Here is a 15,014-nt window from a genome sequence, read left to right as displayed (position 1 = left end):
TCAGTTCTCCACGGGCAGGCCGAGATCGCGCGCAATGCCGATCCGGAGCAGGTCGTTGGTCCCGGCATAGATCGACGCGGCCAGGCCGCTGGTCGGGTCGGCGGTGAGCCCGGAGTCGGCGATCACCGCCCGTACTCCGGTGAGCAGTCCGGCGCCGGCCTCGAAGGCAGCCAGATCCTGGGCGCAGGAGATCTTCACCATCGCGGCGCGATTGGCGAGCACCCGTAGCGGTGTTGCCGAATCCACCTCCTCGGCGATGCTCGCGATCAGCGAACGCATCCGCAGCAGCAGGATGGCGAGATCGGCGACCCGCCCGGCGACCAGCGGGCTGGCGCCGAGCGGCCGGCCGAACTGCTCGCGCTCGCGCAACCGCGCGCAGAGTTGATCGAGCCGTCGTTGCATGATCCCGATCGCATAGCTGAACAGCAGGGCCCGTTCCCAGGTGGTGGTGTCCATCAGCAACGCCATGCCGGCGCCTTCCGGGGTCACCGCCGCCCGAGCCGGTAACCGCACCTGGTCGAAATCCAGATTGCCCATGGGAATCTCGGTCAAGGCCAGCTTGGCCAGCGGTGCGCTGCGGGTGACGCCCGGGGAATCGGTGGGCACCAGGAATGCGGTCAGTGCGAACGGGCTGCGGCCGGGTGCGGTCCGGGCGAAGGTCAACGCGAGGTCGGCGATCGGAGCGGCCGTGACGAAGGCCTTCCCGCCGCGGAGCACGTAGTCGCTCGGACAGGTCGGATCGGGGATCGCCTCGGTGCGCATGGACAGCGGATCGCTGCCGCCCCCCTCCTCGGTGAGCGCGTGGCAGAGGATTTGTTCGCCGGTGCAGACCGCGTGCTGTACCGCACCGCTCAACGCGCCGAGTCCGGCCAGCGGCCATTGGATTCCGAACAACTGGGAGGTGAGCGCGTAGCACAGGCCGGGCGCCAGTCCGCCCACGCCGAGGCCCTCCACGACGGCGACGGTGTGCCGTATCGCGCCGGTCCCGCGCTCGGTCCGAAACGGTGCGGCGACGATCTCGGCGACCGACTCCAGGGCCAGCAGGTGCCGCCAGGCCGAACGGGTGTCGGCAGCGCGCAGGGTGTCTGCGATCGGCGCGACCTCGGCCGCGGCCTGGGCCACGATCGCGGCGCGCGCCGCCGTGCGCACCTTCGATACGGTCATCGCGGTGGCTCGGCGGCGGTGACCGCGGCGTGTCGCGTATCGACAACCGCGGCGTGCTGCGTATCGACAACCGCGGCGTGCTGCGTATCGACAACCGCGGCGTGCTGCGTATCGACAACCGCGGCGTGCAGGGTCTGCGGGGTGCGGAAGTTCTTGGCGGCGATGAAGGTCGGCGGCAGGTCGATACCGAGGGATCGCTCCAGTTCGGCGACGATCTTCATCACGGTCAGCGAGTCGAGTATCCCGGTGAGCAGCAGCTCGGTGTCCGGTGTCACGACGACGGCATCGGGGCCGGTCCCTTTGATACAGCCGGCCACGAGGGTGCAGATCTCGGTCAGACTGAGTGTTTGCTCGGCCGCTGAGGTCACGGTAGATCCTTTCATCGCACAGCGGGTCAACGGATTACGTCTCGCCGGACGCAGCGGCGCGGGAACGGAGTTGGGCGTAGTCGATCTTGCCGCGAACATTGCGCGGAAGCTCTGCGACAACTTCGACCCGGTCGGGGCGATGACGAGTGGAGTGGATCGAACCCACCGCAGCGTGCACCGATGCGATCAGTTCGTCCGCCGATCGGGTGGCGGTCGGCTCCGGCTCCAGATACAGCAATACCCGGTTGGCCGGTGGTACGGCGATCGCTGCGCAGTGTCGAACCGCGGCGACCGATGCGGCGGTGGCTTCCAGCCCGGCGAGATCGATCCGGAAACCGTTGCGTTTGATCTGCGCATCCCGCCGGCCGGACAGATAGAAGCGGCCGTCCGGACCGGTCGCCGCGCGGTCGCCGGTGCGGTATGCCCGCCGCCGGATACCGTCCGGAAAACGCACTCCGACACAGGGGTCGACGAGTCGTCCGGCGGCGAGGTAGCCGTCGAGCAGGGTGGGCCCGGCGACCACCAACTCCCCGGAACCGGCCGTGGCCTGCAGTTCGTCGTCGACCACGCATACCGACACACCGTCGATCGCGGTGCCGATCGATACCGGCGTGCCGGCTCGCCGGTTGGGCGCGAGCAGTTCGGCGGTGCAGACGTTGGTCTCGGTCGGGCCGTAGAAGTTGTGCACGGCAACACCGTCGAGGGTGGCGAGCAGCTCCCCGAGCGCGCGTTCGGGGTAGGGCTCGCCGGCATAGGCGATGGTGCGCAATGCCGGTAGGCGGGCGCTGTCGGCGCTGGTGTCGGAGATTGCGCGCACCAGGGAGGGCACCGCGTAGATCACCGAGATCTTTTTTTCGGCAAGCCAATCGACGAAGTCGCCGGGAAACGGCTTGAGCCAGTCCGGCACCAGCAGCTGAGCGGCACCGGCCATCGCGGTGCTGAACAGATCGAAGGTGCTCAGGTCGAAGGTCAGCGCGGACTGCGCCGCGATCCGGTCGGCCGGAGTCAACCCCAGCCGACCGGCCGCCCAGCCGGCGAAGTGGGATACCGCGTCGTGTCCGAGGAGCACGCCGCGCGGCAAACCGGTACTGCCCGAGGTGAACAGAAGGTAGCCCGGCCGAGTGGTCGGCGACCCGCTCGCAACTCCCACCGCGTGCCGAGCTCGGTTGGCCAGGAAGATATCCGGTGCCAGCTCCAGCGCCGGGCCGAACAGCGGCGTCATCCGGTCTCGATCGGCCGCACCGACCAGCAGATGTGAGATCTCGGCACCGTCGCAGGCGGCGGCCAGTCGCGGGTCGGGATCGCCCGGATCGAGCGGCGCCGGCGTGGCGCCGAGCCGCACCACGGCGTGGATCGCGATCACTCCGGCCAGGCTTCGCGGCAGCAGTACTGCTACCCGCGTTCCGACGCGAATTCCATTGGACTGCAACTTCTCTGTCAGCTCGCCGACCGCGCGATCGAGGTCGTGATAACTCAGCTCGGTGCACTCGTCGGCGACCGCGAGACGGCTCGGGTACCGATCGGCCGCCGCGATCAGCGCCGCGGCCAGGCTGGTCGTCGGATGTCCACCCGCCACGGAATCGACCCCGGATCGGCTGTGGACTGTAGGCGAATGGGTCAACGGGGTGGATCCTCCTGCGCACGAGCCAGTTCGAAGTTCTGCCGGAGTGGGGACGCGCCGCGTTGTGCGTACGTCCGAGCACCTGTCGAGTGTATCAAGAAATTAGTATAGGCTAAGCTTGCTAACAGGCCTACCGGGTGACTGTGCCTTGGGTCGGGGCTTGTGTCGGGCGGGTACGCGATCATCAACGAAAAGGCGCTCATGAGCACGTCGGTGGGTATCGAAGACCAGGAGATCGAGCGGCGAATCCGCGGCGCGCTGGGGGAGCTGATGGCGGAGGACCTGTCCGATCTGGACCGGGACACCGATCTCATCGAGTTCGGCGTGCATTCCCTGCTGATGATCGACCTTGCGGCGCAATGGCGGCGGCGCGGCGTCGAGCTGAATTTCGCCGACCTGGCGCTGGAGCCGACCTTGCGTGCCTGGTGTCGGCTGGTGGCCGAGCGCACGGCACAACGGGTTGCCGCGGCCACCGCGGATGTCCCGGCCGGCCGCCGGTCCGACGACGCAACCTTCGGGCTGGCCACCATGCAGCACGCCTACTGGGTCGGGCGGATGGACTCCCAGGCGCTCGGCGGGGTCGCGGCGCACCTGTACGCGGAGTTCGACGGGGCGAGCGTGGATCCCGACCGATTGGCGGCTGCCGTCGCCGAGCTGGTCGGACGGCACGAGATGCTCCGGGTTCGGTTCGACGACAACGGGCGGCAACGCATTCTCGACCGGACCGAGCTGCCCAACTTCCGGCTGTGCGATCTGCGCGCTGCCGACCCGGATACGGTCGCGGCCGAGCTGAAAGCCATCCGGCAACGCAACTCGCACCAGTTGCTCGACGTCGCGCGCGGGCAGGTGTTCGTCGTCGACCTCACGCTGCTTCCCGCGGGGCGCACCAGAGTGCACGTCGACGTGGACATGCTCGCCGCCGACGCGATGAGTTACCGCACCCTGTTGCGTGATCTTGCCGCCGGTTATGCCGGCGACGGGGCGTCGCTCGCCCCGATCGGCTACAGCTACCGGCAGTACCTGAGCGAGCACGCGGCATCCCGCGCCCGGGCTCGGGCCGTCGCCGAACAGTGGTGGGCCGGAATGCTCGACGAGTTGCCCGATCCGCCGGCGCTGCCGCTGATCCCGGAGAGTGCTCGCGCCGATCCGCACCGCAGCACCCGCCGGGAGTACCACGTGGGTCCGGCCGCGAAGCGGCGGTTGCTGGCCCGCTCCCGAGCTGCCGGGGTCACCCCGGCGGTGGTGCTGGCCACGGTATTCGCCGAGGTGGTCGGTCGCTGGTCGGGCGAGCAGCGGATGCTGCTGAACCTGCCGTTGTTCGACCGGGAGCCGCTGCACGACGACGTGCGTCTGCTGGCCGGAGATTTCACGAGTTCGATCATGGTTGCGGTGGACGCCAATCGAGACCGCCCGTTCGTCGACACGGTGCGCGCCGTGCAAGCCGAGCTGCACCGTGCCGCCGCGCACTCGGCCTATCCGGGGCTGGAGGTGATTCGGGACCTCGGGCGGCACCGGGGTGCGGCGGTGCTCGCCCCGGTCGTCTACACCAGCGGGATGGACCTCGGCGAGTTGTTCGCCGACTCGGTGCTGGCCGAGTTCGGGGACCCGGTCTGGATCATCTCCCAGGGTCCGCAGGTCGTCCTCGATGCCCAGGTGGTGGAGCTGCGCGGCGGTCTGCTCACCAACTGGGACGTGCGCGAAGACGCGTTCCGGCCCGGCGTGATCGATGCGATGTTCGCCCGGTACAGCGCCGAGCTGGATCGACTGCTGGCGCCGGAGTCGGATTGGTCGGTGCCGTTCGATCTGCGACTGCCCGCCGACCAGGCCGCCCGACGCGCCGCGCTGAATGCGTTATCCGCCCCGGAATCCGGCCGTGCGCTGCATGAACCGTTCTTCGATCAGGCTGCGGTGCGGCCGGACGCGGTGGCGCTGCTCTGGTCCGCGGGCGGCACCGACCATCAGCTGAGGTACCGCGAACTGGCCGATCGAGCACTCCGCCTGGCTGCCCGACTGCGCGCGGCCGGCGTCGACGCCGGGGATGTCGTATCGATCCAGCTGCCGCGCGGCCCGTGGCAGATCATCGCGGTGCTGGCCGTCCTGGCGGCCGGCGGGACCTATCTGCCGATCGGTGTCGATCAACCGGCGGAGCGCCGCCGGCTGATCCAGGATGCGGCCGGCACCCGGCTGGCCATCGTGGACGATGCCGATACCGCAGCCGCGCAACACCTGCCGGCCGTCGCGCTGGATGCGCTCGACCTGGCGGGGATCGAGCCGGTCGAGCCCCGGTTCGGGGCGGCCGACACACCTGCCTACATCCTGTTCACCTCGGGATCGACCGGCACCCCCAAAGGGGTGCAGGTACCGCATCGGGCGGTGATGAACACGCTCGAGCGGTGCCAGGAGCTCTACGAGGTGCGCCCGGCCGATCGGTCGATCGTGCTGTCGGCGCTGGAGTTCGACGTCTCGATCCAGGACATCTTCGCTCCGCTCGCCGTCGGCGGTTCGGTGGTGGCGATCGACGACACCGCCCGACGGGACGGTCGGCTGCTCGCCGGCCTGATCGAACGACTGGGGGTCACCCAGTTGTACTGCGTGCCTGGAATTCTCGGCATGATTCTGGATGCGGTCGGAGATTCAGCGGCGTTGCACGGGGTGCGCACCGTGGTGGTGGCGGGCGACAAGGCCGGCCGGGAGCTGGCGCTGCGGCTGTTCGCTGCCGCACCGACCGCGGTCTTCGCCGGGATGGGTGGGGCGACCGAGACCGCGATCCATCACACGGTGGCGATCGTGCCGCGGGAGATTCCGGCCGACTGGTCGGTGATCCCGTTCGGTCGCCCGCTGGCGAACCTGGCGTGCCGGGTGGTGTCGCCGACCGGGCACGACTGTCCGGACTGGGTGGTCGGCGAATTGTGGGTGTCCGGGGTGGGTATCGCCGACGGCTATGTCGGTGATCCGGAACGTACCGCCGAACGGTTCGTCGAGGAGCAGGGCGTTCGGTGGTACTGCACCGGTGACCTGGTGAGTTGGCGCGACGACGGATTGATCGACGTCGTCGGACGCGTCGACGACCAGATCAAGCTGCGCGGCTATCGGATCGAACCGGGGGAGGTGGCGGCGGTGCTGTCGGCGGAGCCCGAGGTCGGCCGAGCGGTGGTCGAGGTCGATCGGTGCACCGGGTCCGCCGCGCTGCTCGCGGCCGTGACCGCCGTTGATCCCGACGCCGACCCGGCCGCGCTCGGCACGCAGTTGCGCAGTCGGCTCGCCGACCGGTTACCGGCGTACATGATTCCGGACCGAATCACCGTGCTGGACTCGATTCCGTTGACCGGCAACGGAAAAGTCGACCACCGGGCGTTGTCCGCGATGTTGGTCGCGGTGGCCGGCGAACGCGATTACGCCCCGCCGCGCACCGACCTGGAGACCGCGCTCGCGCTGGTGCTCGGCCAGTTCCTGGGAGTGTCGCAGCTCGGTCGGGCGGACGACTTCTTCGCGCTCGGCGGCGACTCGGTGCGGGCCACCGCCGCGATCGCCCGGATCATGACCTGGCTCGATACCGACGAGGTGGCAGTGAGTGATCTGTTGCTCGGCCGGACCGTCGGCGCGGTCGCGCAGCGCATGCTGGCGCGCAGCAGCGACCCGGAGCGACTGGCTGCGGTCGCGGCGATCTGCGTCGACGTCGCCACCATGTCCGACGACGAGGTGGCCGAAGCGCTGGACCCGGCCGGGTCCGACAGCCCCATCCCGGAAGGAACCAGCCGATGACCGAGCGCGTTCCCGGCTGGCCGGTCGAGTTCCAGCAGCGCTATCGCGCCGCCGGGTACTGGCAGGGCCGGACCTTCGACCGGATCCTGGCCGACCTCGCCGACCGCCATCGCGACGACGTTGCGCTGATCGGCGGCGGACCGATCGCGGATGCCGAGCGAATCACCTACGGCGAGTTGCTCACCCGGTCCCGACGCGTCGCCGTCGGGCTGCGTGAGCTGGGGATCGGCGCGGGCGATGTCGTGCTGCTGCAACTGCCGAACCGGATCGAGTTCGTCGTCACCTGGTTCGGGCTGCAGCACCTGGGCGCGGTGCCGGTGCACGCCCAGCCGGGACACCGGCACCGCGAGCTGTCCCAGTTGGCCGCGACGACGTCGGCGGTCGCCTATGTCACCACCGACGTGCACCAGCGCTTCGACCATCGCGGGCTGGCTCGGCAGGTAGCCGATCTGGTCGGGTCCGTTCGGCACATCATCGTGGTCGGCGAGCTCGGCGAGTACGCCGCCGACGACCGGTTCGTGACCTACCGGTCGGTGGCCGACGCCCCCGAGCCGGCGGCGCCGCTGCACGCGGGTGCCGCGAGCGATCTGGCCCTGCTGCTGTTGTCCGGCGGGACCACCGGTACGCCGAAACTGATCCCGCGCACGCACGACGACTACTTCTACAACTCGCGGGCGGCCGGTGCGCGCTGCGGGCTGACCGCGCAGACGGTGTACCTGGCGGTGTTGCCGATCGCGTTCAACTTCACCTGGAACTGTCCGGGCATCCTGGGCACGCTGGCCGTCGGCGGCCGGGTGGTGCTGGCCGAGAGTCCGGACCCGGCGCAATGTTTCGCGCTGATCGAGCGGGAACGAGTGACCTATACCGCGATCAATCCGCAACTGGTGCCGGCCTGGCTGGACGAGTACGCCCGCGGGACCGCCGACATCTCGTCGCTCGAGGTGCTCGAGATCGGGTCGGCCCGACTGGCCGACCCGATGGCCCGGCGGATCGTCACCGAACTCGACGTGACCCTGCAGCAGATTCTCGGCATGTCCGAGGGCTTGTTCTGCGCGACCTACCTCGACGACGATGTCGAGACGGTGTGCACGACCCAGGGAGCGCCGGTGTCGGCGGCCGACGAGATCCGCGTGGTCGACGAGCACGGCACCGAGGTCGGGACCGGCGAGGTCGGCGAGCTCACCGTGCGGGGGGCCTATACCCCGCGGGGCTATTACGCCGCGGCGGAACACAACAAGACCGCGTTCACCGCCGACGGTTTCTACCGGACCGGGGATCAGGTGCGGCGGTTGGCGAGCGGGCACCTGATCGTGGTCGGCCGGATCAAGGACCAGATCAACCGGGCCGGGGAGAAGATCGCCCCGGCGGAGGTGGAGGGCGCGTTGGCGGCGCACCCGGCGATCGAGTCGGTCGCGATGGTCGGCGAACCCGACCCGCGGCTCGGTGAACGCAGTGTCGTCTATCTGGTAGTTCGGGGCGAGACGGTGCCGACCCGCCGGGAACTGGCCGCCTTCCTGGGCCGCGCCGGACTCGCGGCCGGCAAGGCGCCGGACACGGTGCGGGTGATCGAGACCATGCCGCTCACCCCGCTGGGCAAGATCGACAAGAAGGCGTTGCGGGCCGGCGGGCCGGCGTCGTGATCGGAAAGGAGCCCGCGGTGTCCGTACCGGCCATCGAGGTCGCCGGGTTGGCGAAAACCTACGGCGAGGTCACCGCCCTGCACGGGATCTCGTTCGAGGCGGCGCCCGGCACCGTGCTCGGCTTGCTCGGTCCCAACGGCAGTGGCAAGACGACGACGGTCACGTTGCTCGCCACGCTGCAGCGACCGACCGCGGGCAGCGCACGGATCTGCGGCCACGACGTGGTCGCCGACGCCGCGCGGGTCCGGGAACTGATCTCGCTCACCGGGCAGAGCGCTGCCCTCGACGGCGGGCTCACGGCGGCGGAGAACCTCGCGATGTTCGGCAACCTCACCGGTTTGCGCGGGGAGCGACTGCGCGCCCGGATCGACGAACTGGTCGAGCAGTTCGACCTGGGCGCGGTCCGCGACCGCCGGGTCGCCACGTTGTCCGGCGGCATGCAGCGCCGGGTCGACATCGCCGGCGCGCTGGTGACCCGACCGGCGGTGCTCTTTCTCGACGAGCCGACCACCGGACTCGACCCGCGCAGCCGTGCGGCGGTCTGGGAGATCGTCGCGGGCCTGCGCGCCGAAGGCATCACCGTCCTGCTGACGACGCAGTATCTGGCGGAGGCCGACCTGCTGGCCGACCGGATCGTGCTGCTCGACCGGGGTGCTGTGGTGGCGACCGGGACGCCGGCCGAGCTGAAGCGGCACGCGGGCGCGGCGGTCTGCGAGGTGACCCTGGTCGATCCGGGCGACCTGGACCGGGTCGCCACCGTGCTCGGCCGGTTCGAGTCGGTCGAGACGCCGGCCGCCGGTCCGGCTGCGCACCCGCGACTGGTGTTCCGGTCCGAGGCCGGGATGTCCACCGTCGCCGAGGTGATCGCGCTGCTCCGGGAGGCGCGGATCGACGTCGTCGACGTCGGCCTGCGCCAGCCGTCGCTGGACGAGGTGTTTCTGCAATTGACCGAGCAGGTGCCCTGATGACCGCAGTCGCGCCGACCCGTCCGCCCGCTCTCGCGGACCGGCCGGCACGGCAATCCGTCCCGTGGCCGGCGGCTTTGGCAACGTTGGCCCGACGCCGTGCGCTGGCCGCCGTGCGTGCCGGTGACGTCGTGTTCGCCACGCTCGGTCCGGTGATCTTCTTCGTCTGCTTCTATGTGCCGCTGCACCGGCAGTTCGAGCGGGTGGGCGGCGAGTACGCGCAGTTCCTCGCCCCGATCGTGCTGTTGCAGGCCGGAGTGTTCACCGCGATCGTGACCACCGAGGCCGCCGGCGAGGACGCCCGAGAAGGCGTGCGGCAACGGCTGGCGTCGTTGCCGATTCCGCGCGTCACCCCGTTCCTGGCGCGGATGGCCTGGGTGTCGGTCCGGATGCTGCTGATCCTGGTGGGTGGGTTGGCGATCGCGTTCGCCCTGGGCTTCCGGTTCCACGGATCGGTGTGGGCGACGCTCGCATTCCTCGGGCTGGTGGTGTTGTTCGGGTTGTCGCTGAGCATGCTGACCGACGCGGTCGGCACGGTCGCGGGCAACGCGACGTCGGTGGCGACCGTGTTGATGATTCCGCAACTGATCCTGGTGCTGGCCTCGACCGGTCTACTGCCGGCGGCGGCCTTTCCCGAGTGGGTGCAGCCGTTCGTCCGCAATCAGCCGCTGTCGGTGTTCGCCGAGGCGTTACGAGGTTTGGCTGCCGGGTCGGCGATCGCGTGGACGGCGGTGTTGTGCTGGTCGGCGGGGCTGCTGCTGATCGGTGCCGCCGCCGCGGTGGCGGCCGGTCGAGCACAGGTGCGCCGGTGAACGCCGCGCCCGCCGCGCCGGTGAATGTCGGGCCGGCGACCGCGCGCCGTTCCGTCTCGCTCGGCCGACATCTGGTCGTGACCGTCGCGACGCTGCTACGGACCTGGTCACGCGATCCGGGCGTGGTGGTGCAGACCGTCGCGTTTCCGGCCTTCATGCTGCTGATGTTCCAGCTGGTGCTCGGCAAGACCGTGACCGCGATGGGGGGCGGCAACAGCATCTACGGCAATGCCGGGCTGGTCGCGTTGGTTGCGGCGATGTACGGCACCGTCGCCACCGGGATCAGCTTGATCGACGATCGGGACAGCGGCCTGCTGACCCGGACCTGGTCGCTGCCGGTGCCGCGGGCGGGCTTCCTGGCCGGGCGGCTGTCGGCCGAGGCGGTACGTACCGGGTTGAGCACGGTGGTGTTGTTCGCGGTCGCGGTGCCGCTCGGGTTTCGGTTCCAGCACGGGTTGCTCGCCGGTCTGGTAGCGATCGCGGTGCCGATGGTGTTCGCCGTGGGGATCGCAGTGCTGGTGGTCGCCGTGGCCACGGTGGCCGTCCGGCAAACCTTGCAGCAACTTGCCGGACTGTTTCTGCTGCTGTTGTTCTTCAATGTCGGATTCGTGCCGATCACCGAATATCCGGGCTGGTTGCAGCCGGTGGTTCGGCACCAGCCGATGAGCCCGGCGATCGAGGCGATGCGCGGGCTGACCGAGGGTGGCGCGGTGGCGGCACCGCTGCTGGAGACCGTCGCGTGGACGATCGGGCTGGTCGCGGTGTCCGGGCCGGTGGCGATGCGCGGATACCGGCGGGCGGCGGAGGGCCGATGAGCGGCTCGCCGGCCGGTCGCTGCGCCATCGGTATCCGCTGGTCGCTGGATCGGTGATCATCGCTGGATCGGTGATCGCTCGACGGGCGTGGTTGTGTCGCGCGGCGGCCGGTACCAGTCGGCGGGCCGGTACCAGTCGGCGGGCCGGTGGTAGGTGTTGGTTCGGGCGGCGCGGTCGGGGTCGAGCCAGGTCGGTGGTAGCCATTCGATCCGGCCGGCCGGGTTGCGCCGCACGGTCCAGCCTTGATCGGCCAGCGCGTGGTGATGACCACAGGCGGGGGCGAGATCGGTGATGTCGGTGGGGCCGCCGGCCGCCCAGGCGGTCATGTGGTGGTACTCGCAATCCACTGCCGGCCGCGGACAGCCCGGATAGGTGCAGCCGCCGTACTGGGCGGTTGCCACGATCCGTTGATCCGGTGAGGCAAGGCGTTTGGATCGGCCGAGATACAACGGCTGTTCGGTGTGCGCGTCGAACACCACCAGGTAGTGCCAGGCATGGGTGGCCATCCGGATCAGATCCCGGTACGGGATCAGGGTTCCGCTCGCGGTCGTTGCTTTCCCGCCGATCCCACCCGGGCTACGGCCCGGAACCGGGGCACCTCGGTCGGTTCCGCCGGATGCCGGTGACGTCGTCGGTTCATCGGGCGCGTAACCCGTAGATCGGTCGGGCGGGTACCCGGTTCGCGGTCCCGGGCCGGGCGCATACCCGGAGTACCCGGCGGCGGTCTCGAGGTCTTGGAGGGTGGTCGTGACGATCACCGTCACCGGCAGCCCACGGTGCTGCCCCAACTCTCCGGATGCGATCGCCGCGCGCAGCACCGTCAGCAGCGCATCATGATTGCGCTGGGCCGGGGTCCGCTGGTCCCGCTCGACGTGCTCGGCCGGCGCCTCACCGTCGACGGTCGGAAGCTCGTCGTCGGGGTTACACATACCCGGCCGCGCGTACTTGGCGAAGATCGATTCCAGATAAGCGCGCAATTCCGGGGAGACATACCCGGTGAGCCGGCTCATCCCGTCGCGTTCCTGCTCGCCGAGCCGGATACCGCGTTTGCGGGCCCGGTCCCGCTCATCGGACAGCGTGCCATCGGGATTCACGACGGCATCGAGGTGTGTGGCGAGCTTGCCCAGCTCATCCGGTCGTAGCGTGGTCGCAGCCCGGGCGAGTTCCCGCTCCGCGGCGACCCGAGTGGACGCGTCGACTCCGTTGGGCAGATCATGCAGAAACTTCCGAACCACTCGCACGTGCTCTCGCCCGACCTCGCCCGTCCGGACTCGCGCCGCCAACTCGGGCAGTATCGGCGGCACGGGTTGCCCGGTCATCGTCGACGACGCAGTGAGATCGGCGGCCTCAAACAACCGGGCACTCGCCTCGTTCGGCCGAATCCGCAACGCATCAGCAAGCACATCCCGGTAACGGCGGCCACCGAACTCGTCACCCGGAGCCTCGACCGTCACTCGAATCAGCCCGTACCCGACCCCGGCGATCCGCCGCGCTACCCGTTCGAGCTCCTGCAACACTCCGAGCGCGGCCGTCCCCGACTCCGGAACCAGCGCGGCGAGATCGTCCAGGGCGGCATCGATCACCGCGACCGCGGCCACCGAACTCGCGCCGTCCGAACCTGCGCCGTCCGAACCTGCGCCGTCCGAACCTGCGCCGTCCGAACCCGAGTTACCCGGAGGAGCCGCACTAGAACACATGTTCGAATAGTACCGCGGATGTAGTGAATGCTCAACAAGCCGGACGAAGATCCGGAAATATCTGTTCCAGCCCCGTTGGCTAAGGTTTTCGACCGGCTCGGTGACCGCGTCCGCGGAGGTCGTCCAGTAGCAGATCCAGCCGGTCGGTGTCGGCCCAGCCGTTGACCGCGACGGTGCCCGACCGGTCGATTCGGATCTCGACCCGATCGGGTCGGCGGGTGACGTCGATGCCGGCGTATCGCGGCGTGAGCGCGCGTAGACCCTGGTTGCTCGAGCCCACCCAGGGGCGGGTGTGGTCGAGCAGATCCGCCCGGAACGGGCCGTCGGCGAGCAGGTCGGTGTGCGATAGCAGGGCCGCGATGTCGGTCCGGTCGGCGGCCCAGCGCCGCAGCTCGGCATAGGTGTATCCGCTGAAGGTCATCACCGAGAGGCCGCGTTCCCGTGCGGCGGTGGCGAGCCGGGCGAGCGGCGCCGCCTGCTCGAACGGTTCGCCGCCGAGCAGCGTGATGCCCTCGACGCCGCCGGCCGCGGCGTCGTCGAGCACCGGCGGCAGCCACCCGCTCAGCTCGACCCGCCGGCCGCCGGCGGCGCCCCACAGGTGCGGGTTGAAGCAGCCCGGGCAGCGGATCCGGCAACCCTGCACCCAGATCGCCGTGCGGGTGCCGGGGCCTTCTGCGTCGGTGGCGGTGAGCACTCGGGCGACCAGCAGCGTGTCCGCGTCGACGGCGGGTGGTGGGGTAGTCACAGGTCCAGCCGTCGTCCCGGCGCCGGAAACGTGGGCCGGCCGGGCGCGGGCGACGGCGGGGCGCTCAGCACGACTCGCTGCACGACGGCGGCCAGCCGATGCGGCGGCAAGCCGGCCAGGTCGGCGAAATCCTGCACCGTGGTGATGCCGCCGGGCCGGCTCCGGGCGGCGAGCAACCGCTGCACCCCGGCCGGATCGATGCCCAGCGCCGCGAGCTCGGCCGGGGTCGCGACCGCGATCGTCACCTGGCCGAGGGCGGCGGCCGGTGCCGGCGGAGCCCAGAACCGGCTCGGTTCGACCAGCGGCGCGACCGGTGCCGGGATCGATGCAGCGGGCGGGTGCATCTGGGGGGCCGGCGCCGGCGCGGGATGCGTGGGGGTTGCCCACCAGGGCTGGTTGTGATCGGCCCGCCAGCGCAACCACTGCGGACGGACCATCACCGCGTGCACGATGCCGGCCGCCCAGGTGGCGACGAGCAGGCCGCCCATCAGGTTCGACGCAGTGCCGGTCGAGCCGTGTTGGGGGTCGCCTTCGGCGGAGCCGGACACCACCATCATCGCGACGAACGCGACCGAATAGACGCCGGCGGCGATCTGCCACGAGCGGCGCCGCGCCTTGATCCCGATGTAGAGGAACGACGCCCAGGTGGCCATGCCGCAGCCGAGAATGACCGGCAGCATCCATGCGCTGTTGCGCATCCGCCAGCTCCGGTCGGCGAGCAGCTGCGGTGGGGGCCGGGAGTCGACGGTCATCCGGGCCCGTCGTCGGCGCGAACCGTCGTACCGGCCGAATTGGCCACCCGTGCCGACTCCGTCGTCCAGTCGGCGGTGTATGCGCTGTCCACCGCGGTCGCCTCGAGCAGGTCCTCCAGCACCGCGACGTAGGGCAGGCACTGCGTACCGGTAACCCCGTGGGTCGCGGCGCGGATGTGCCCGTCCGGGCCGACGACGACGGTGATTCGGGCTCGCTCGGTCACCCGCGTACCTCCAACACCATGGTCACCTCGCCGTTCGCGGCGGCCGATTCCGACAGCACCGCCATCCCCGCAGCCGGCGCCCGGTCCCGCAGTCGCTCGACCACCGCCGCCTGCACCCGGAGTCCGTACGCCGCGTCCACGGCGACGATCGTGTCGATGCAGCGCGCTTCGTCGTCGGTGCCGACGAAATCGCCCCCCCAGATCCCGTCCGGGTCGCGGCGCAGCCGGGCGGTGAGATCGGCCCAACGGGCGTCGACGTCGTCGTCGGACAACACCGTTGCCGTCGCGCCGGTGTCGCCGAGCGCCGCGACCAACAGCCGGATGTCGCGCATCCGGGTGCTCACCGTGCAGACCTGCGGCGCCGACGACTCGCGACTCGCCGCCTTGGCCGCGGCAGCGACCGCGAGCGGGAGCAAAACCAGCGAGATGCTCATGTGTGGGCCCCTCTC

13 protein-coding genes are annotated in these 15,014 nt (G+C 70.3%); 5 read left to right on the top strand and 8 right to left on the bottom strand.

Annotated features, from left to right (window positions below; genetic code table 11):
- The 3 genes from KV203_RS15940 to KV203_RS15930 are packed head-to-tail and all read right to left on the bottom strand — an operon-like array spanning nucleotide 1 to nucleotide 3,108.
- Entirely contained in the window at nucleotides 1–1,164 is a 1,164-nt protein-coding gene (locus tag KV203_RS15940) for an acyl-CoA dehydrogenase family protein (RefSeq protein ID WP_066472432.1), read from the bottom strand.
- A complete protein-coding gene (locus KV203_RS15935; RefSeq protein ID WP_066472429.1) occupies nucleotides 1,161–1,532 on the bottom strand; it encodes an acyl carrier protein in 372 nt (123 codons plus the stop codon). The genes KV203_RS15940 and KV203_RS15935 overlap by 4 nt, the downstream gene beginning before the upstream one ends.
- Before the next feature lie 34 nt (nucleotides 1,533–1,566).
- The gene (locus tag KV203_RS15930; protein WP_066472428.1) at nucleotides 1,567–3,108 is read right to left on the bottom strand and encodes an AMP-binding protein; all 1,542 of its coding nucleotides are present in this window, start codon (nucleotides 3,106–3,108) and stop codon (nucleotides 1,567–1,569) included.
- A 246-nt stretch (nucleotides 3,109–3,354) separates the two neighbouring features.
- On the opposite strand from KV203_RS15930, the gene KV203_RS15925 reads away from it, so the two are divergent.
- The 5 genes from KV203_RS15925 to KV203_RS15905 are packed head-to-tail and all read left to right on the top strand — an operon-like array spanning nucleotide 3,355 to nucleotide 11,147.
- Entirely contained in the window at nucleotides 3,355–6,915 is a 3,561-nt protein-coding gene (locus tag KV203_RS15925) for a non-ribosomal peptide synthetase (protein ID WP_066472659.1), read from the top strand.
- Nucleotides 6,912–8,555, top strand: a complete 1,644-nt coding sequence (locus KV203_RS15920; RefSeq protein ID WP_066472426.1) for a (2,3-dihydroxybenzoyl)adenylate synthase — start codon at nucleotides 6,912–6,914, stop codon at nucleotides 8,553–8,555. Before KV203_RS15925 ends, KV203_RS15920 begins: the two co-directional genes overlap by 4 nt.
- 17 nt (nucleotides 8,556–8,572) lie before the next feature.
- Nucleotides 8,573–9,520: an ATP-binding cassette domain-containing protein gene (locus tag KV203_RS15915; protein ID WP_083530200.1), complete on the top strand. Its 948-nt coding sequence runs from the start codon at nucleotides 8,573–8,575 to the stop codon at nucleotides 9,518–9,520.
- Nucleotides 9,520–10,332, top strand: coding sequence for an ABC transporter permease (locus KV203_RS15910; protein WP_066472424.1), 813 nt, complete (start codon nucleotides 9,520–9,522; stop codon nucleotides 10,330–10,332). Before KV203_RS15915 ends, KV203_RS15910 begins: the two co-directional genes overlap by 1 nt.
- Entirely contained in the window at nucleotides 10,329–11,147 is an 819-nt protein-coding gene (locus KV203_RS15905) for an ABC transporter permease (RefSeq protein WP_066472418.1), read from the top strand. The genes KV203_RS15910 and KV203_RS15905 overlap by 4 nt, the downstream gene beginning before the upstream one ends.
- A 56-nt stretch (nucleotides 11,148–11,203) precedes the next feature.
- Here KV203_RS15905 and KV203_RS15900 read toward each other — a convergent pair whose 3' ends face one another.
- The 5 genes from KV203_RS15900 to KV203_RS15885 all read right to left on the bottom strand — a co-directional run bounded on the left by KV203_RS15900 (nucleotide 11,204) and on the right by KV203_RS15885 (nucleotide 14,999).
- Nucleotides 11,204–12,844 carry an HNH endonuclease signature motif containing protein gene (locus tag KV203_RS15900; RefSeq protein ID WP_083530184.1) on the bottom strand — a complete coding sequence of 547 codons (1,641 nt, stop codon included), beginning with the start codon at nucleotides 12,842–12,844 and terminating at the stop codon, nucleotides 11,204–11,206.
- Nucleotides 12,845–12,923: 79 nt separating this feature from the next.
- Nucleotides 12,924–13,589: a 4Fe-4S single cluster domain-containing protein gene (locus tag KV203_RS19780; RefSeq protein WP_066472407.1), complete on the bottom strand. Its 666-nt coding sequence runs from the start codon at nucleotides 13,587–13,589 to the stop codon at nucleotides 12,924–12,926.
- Nucleotides 13,586–14,341, bottom strand: a complete 756-nt coding sequence (locus KV203_RS19775) for a hypothetical protein (RefSeq protein WP_066472403.1) — start codon at nucleotides 14,339–14,341, stop codon at nucleotides 13,586–13,588. The genes KV203_RS19780 and KV203_RS19775 overlap by 4 nt, the downstream gene beginning before the upstream one ends.
- Nucleotides 14,338–14,565 carry a DUF2997 domain-containing protein gene (locus KV203_RS15890; RefSeq protein WP_066472400.1) on the bottom strand — a complete coding sequence of 76 codons (228 nt, stop codon included), beginning with the start codon at nucleotides 14,563–14,565 and terminating at the stop codon, nucleotides 14,338–14,340. The genes KV203_RS19775 and KV203_RS15890 overlap by 4 nt, the downstream gene beginning before the upstream one ends.
- Nucleotides 14,562–14,999 carry a hypothetical protein gene (locus KV203_RS15885; protein WP_066472399.1) on the bottom strand — a complete coding sequence of 146 codons (438 nt, stop codon included), beginning with the start codon at nucleotides 14,997–14,999 and terminating at the stop codon, nucleotides 14,562–14,564. Before KV203_RS15885 ends, KV203_RS15890 begins: the two co-directional genes overlap by 4 nt.
- Nucleotides 15,000–15,014 lie beyond the last annotated feature (15 nt).

Source organism: Skermania piniformis (assembly GCF_019285775.1).
Classification (GTDB): Bacteria; Actinomycetota; Actinomycetes; order Mycobacteriales; family Mycobacteriaceae; genus Skermania; species Skermania pinensis.
The sequence above is the reverse complement of the archived record's forward strand: the minus strand, read 5'-3'. Positions and strand labels throughout refer to the sequence as shown.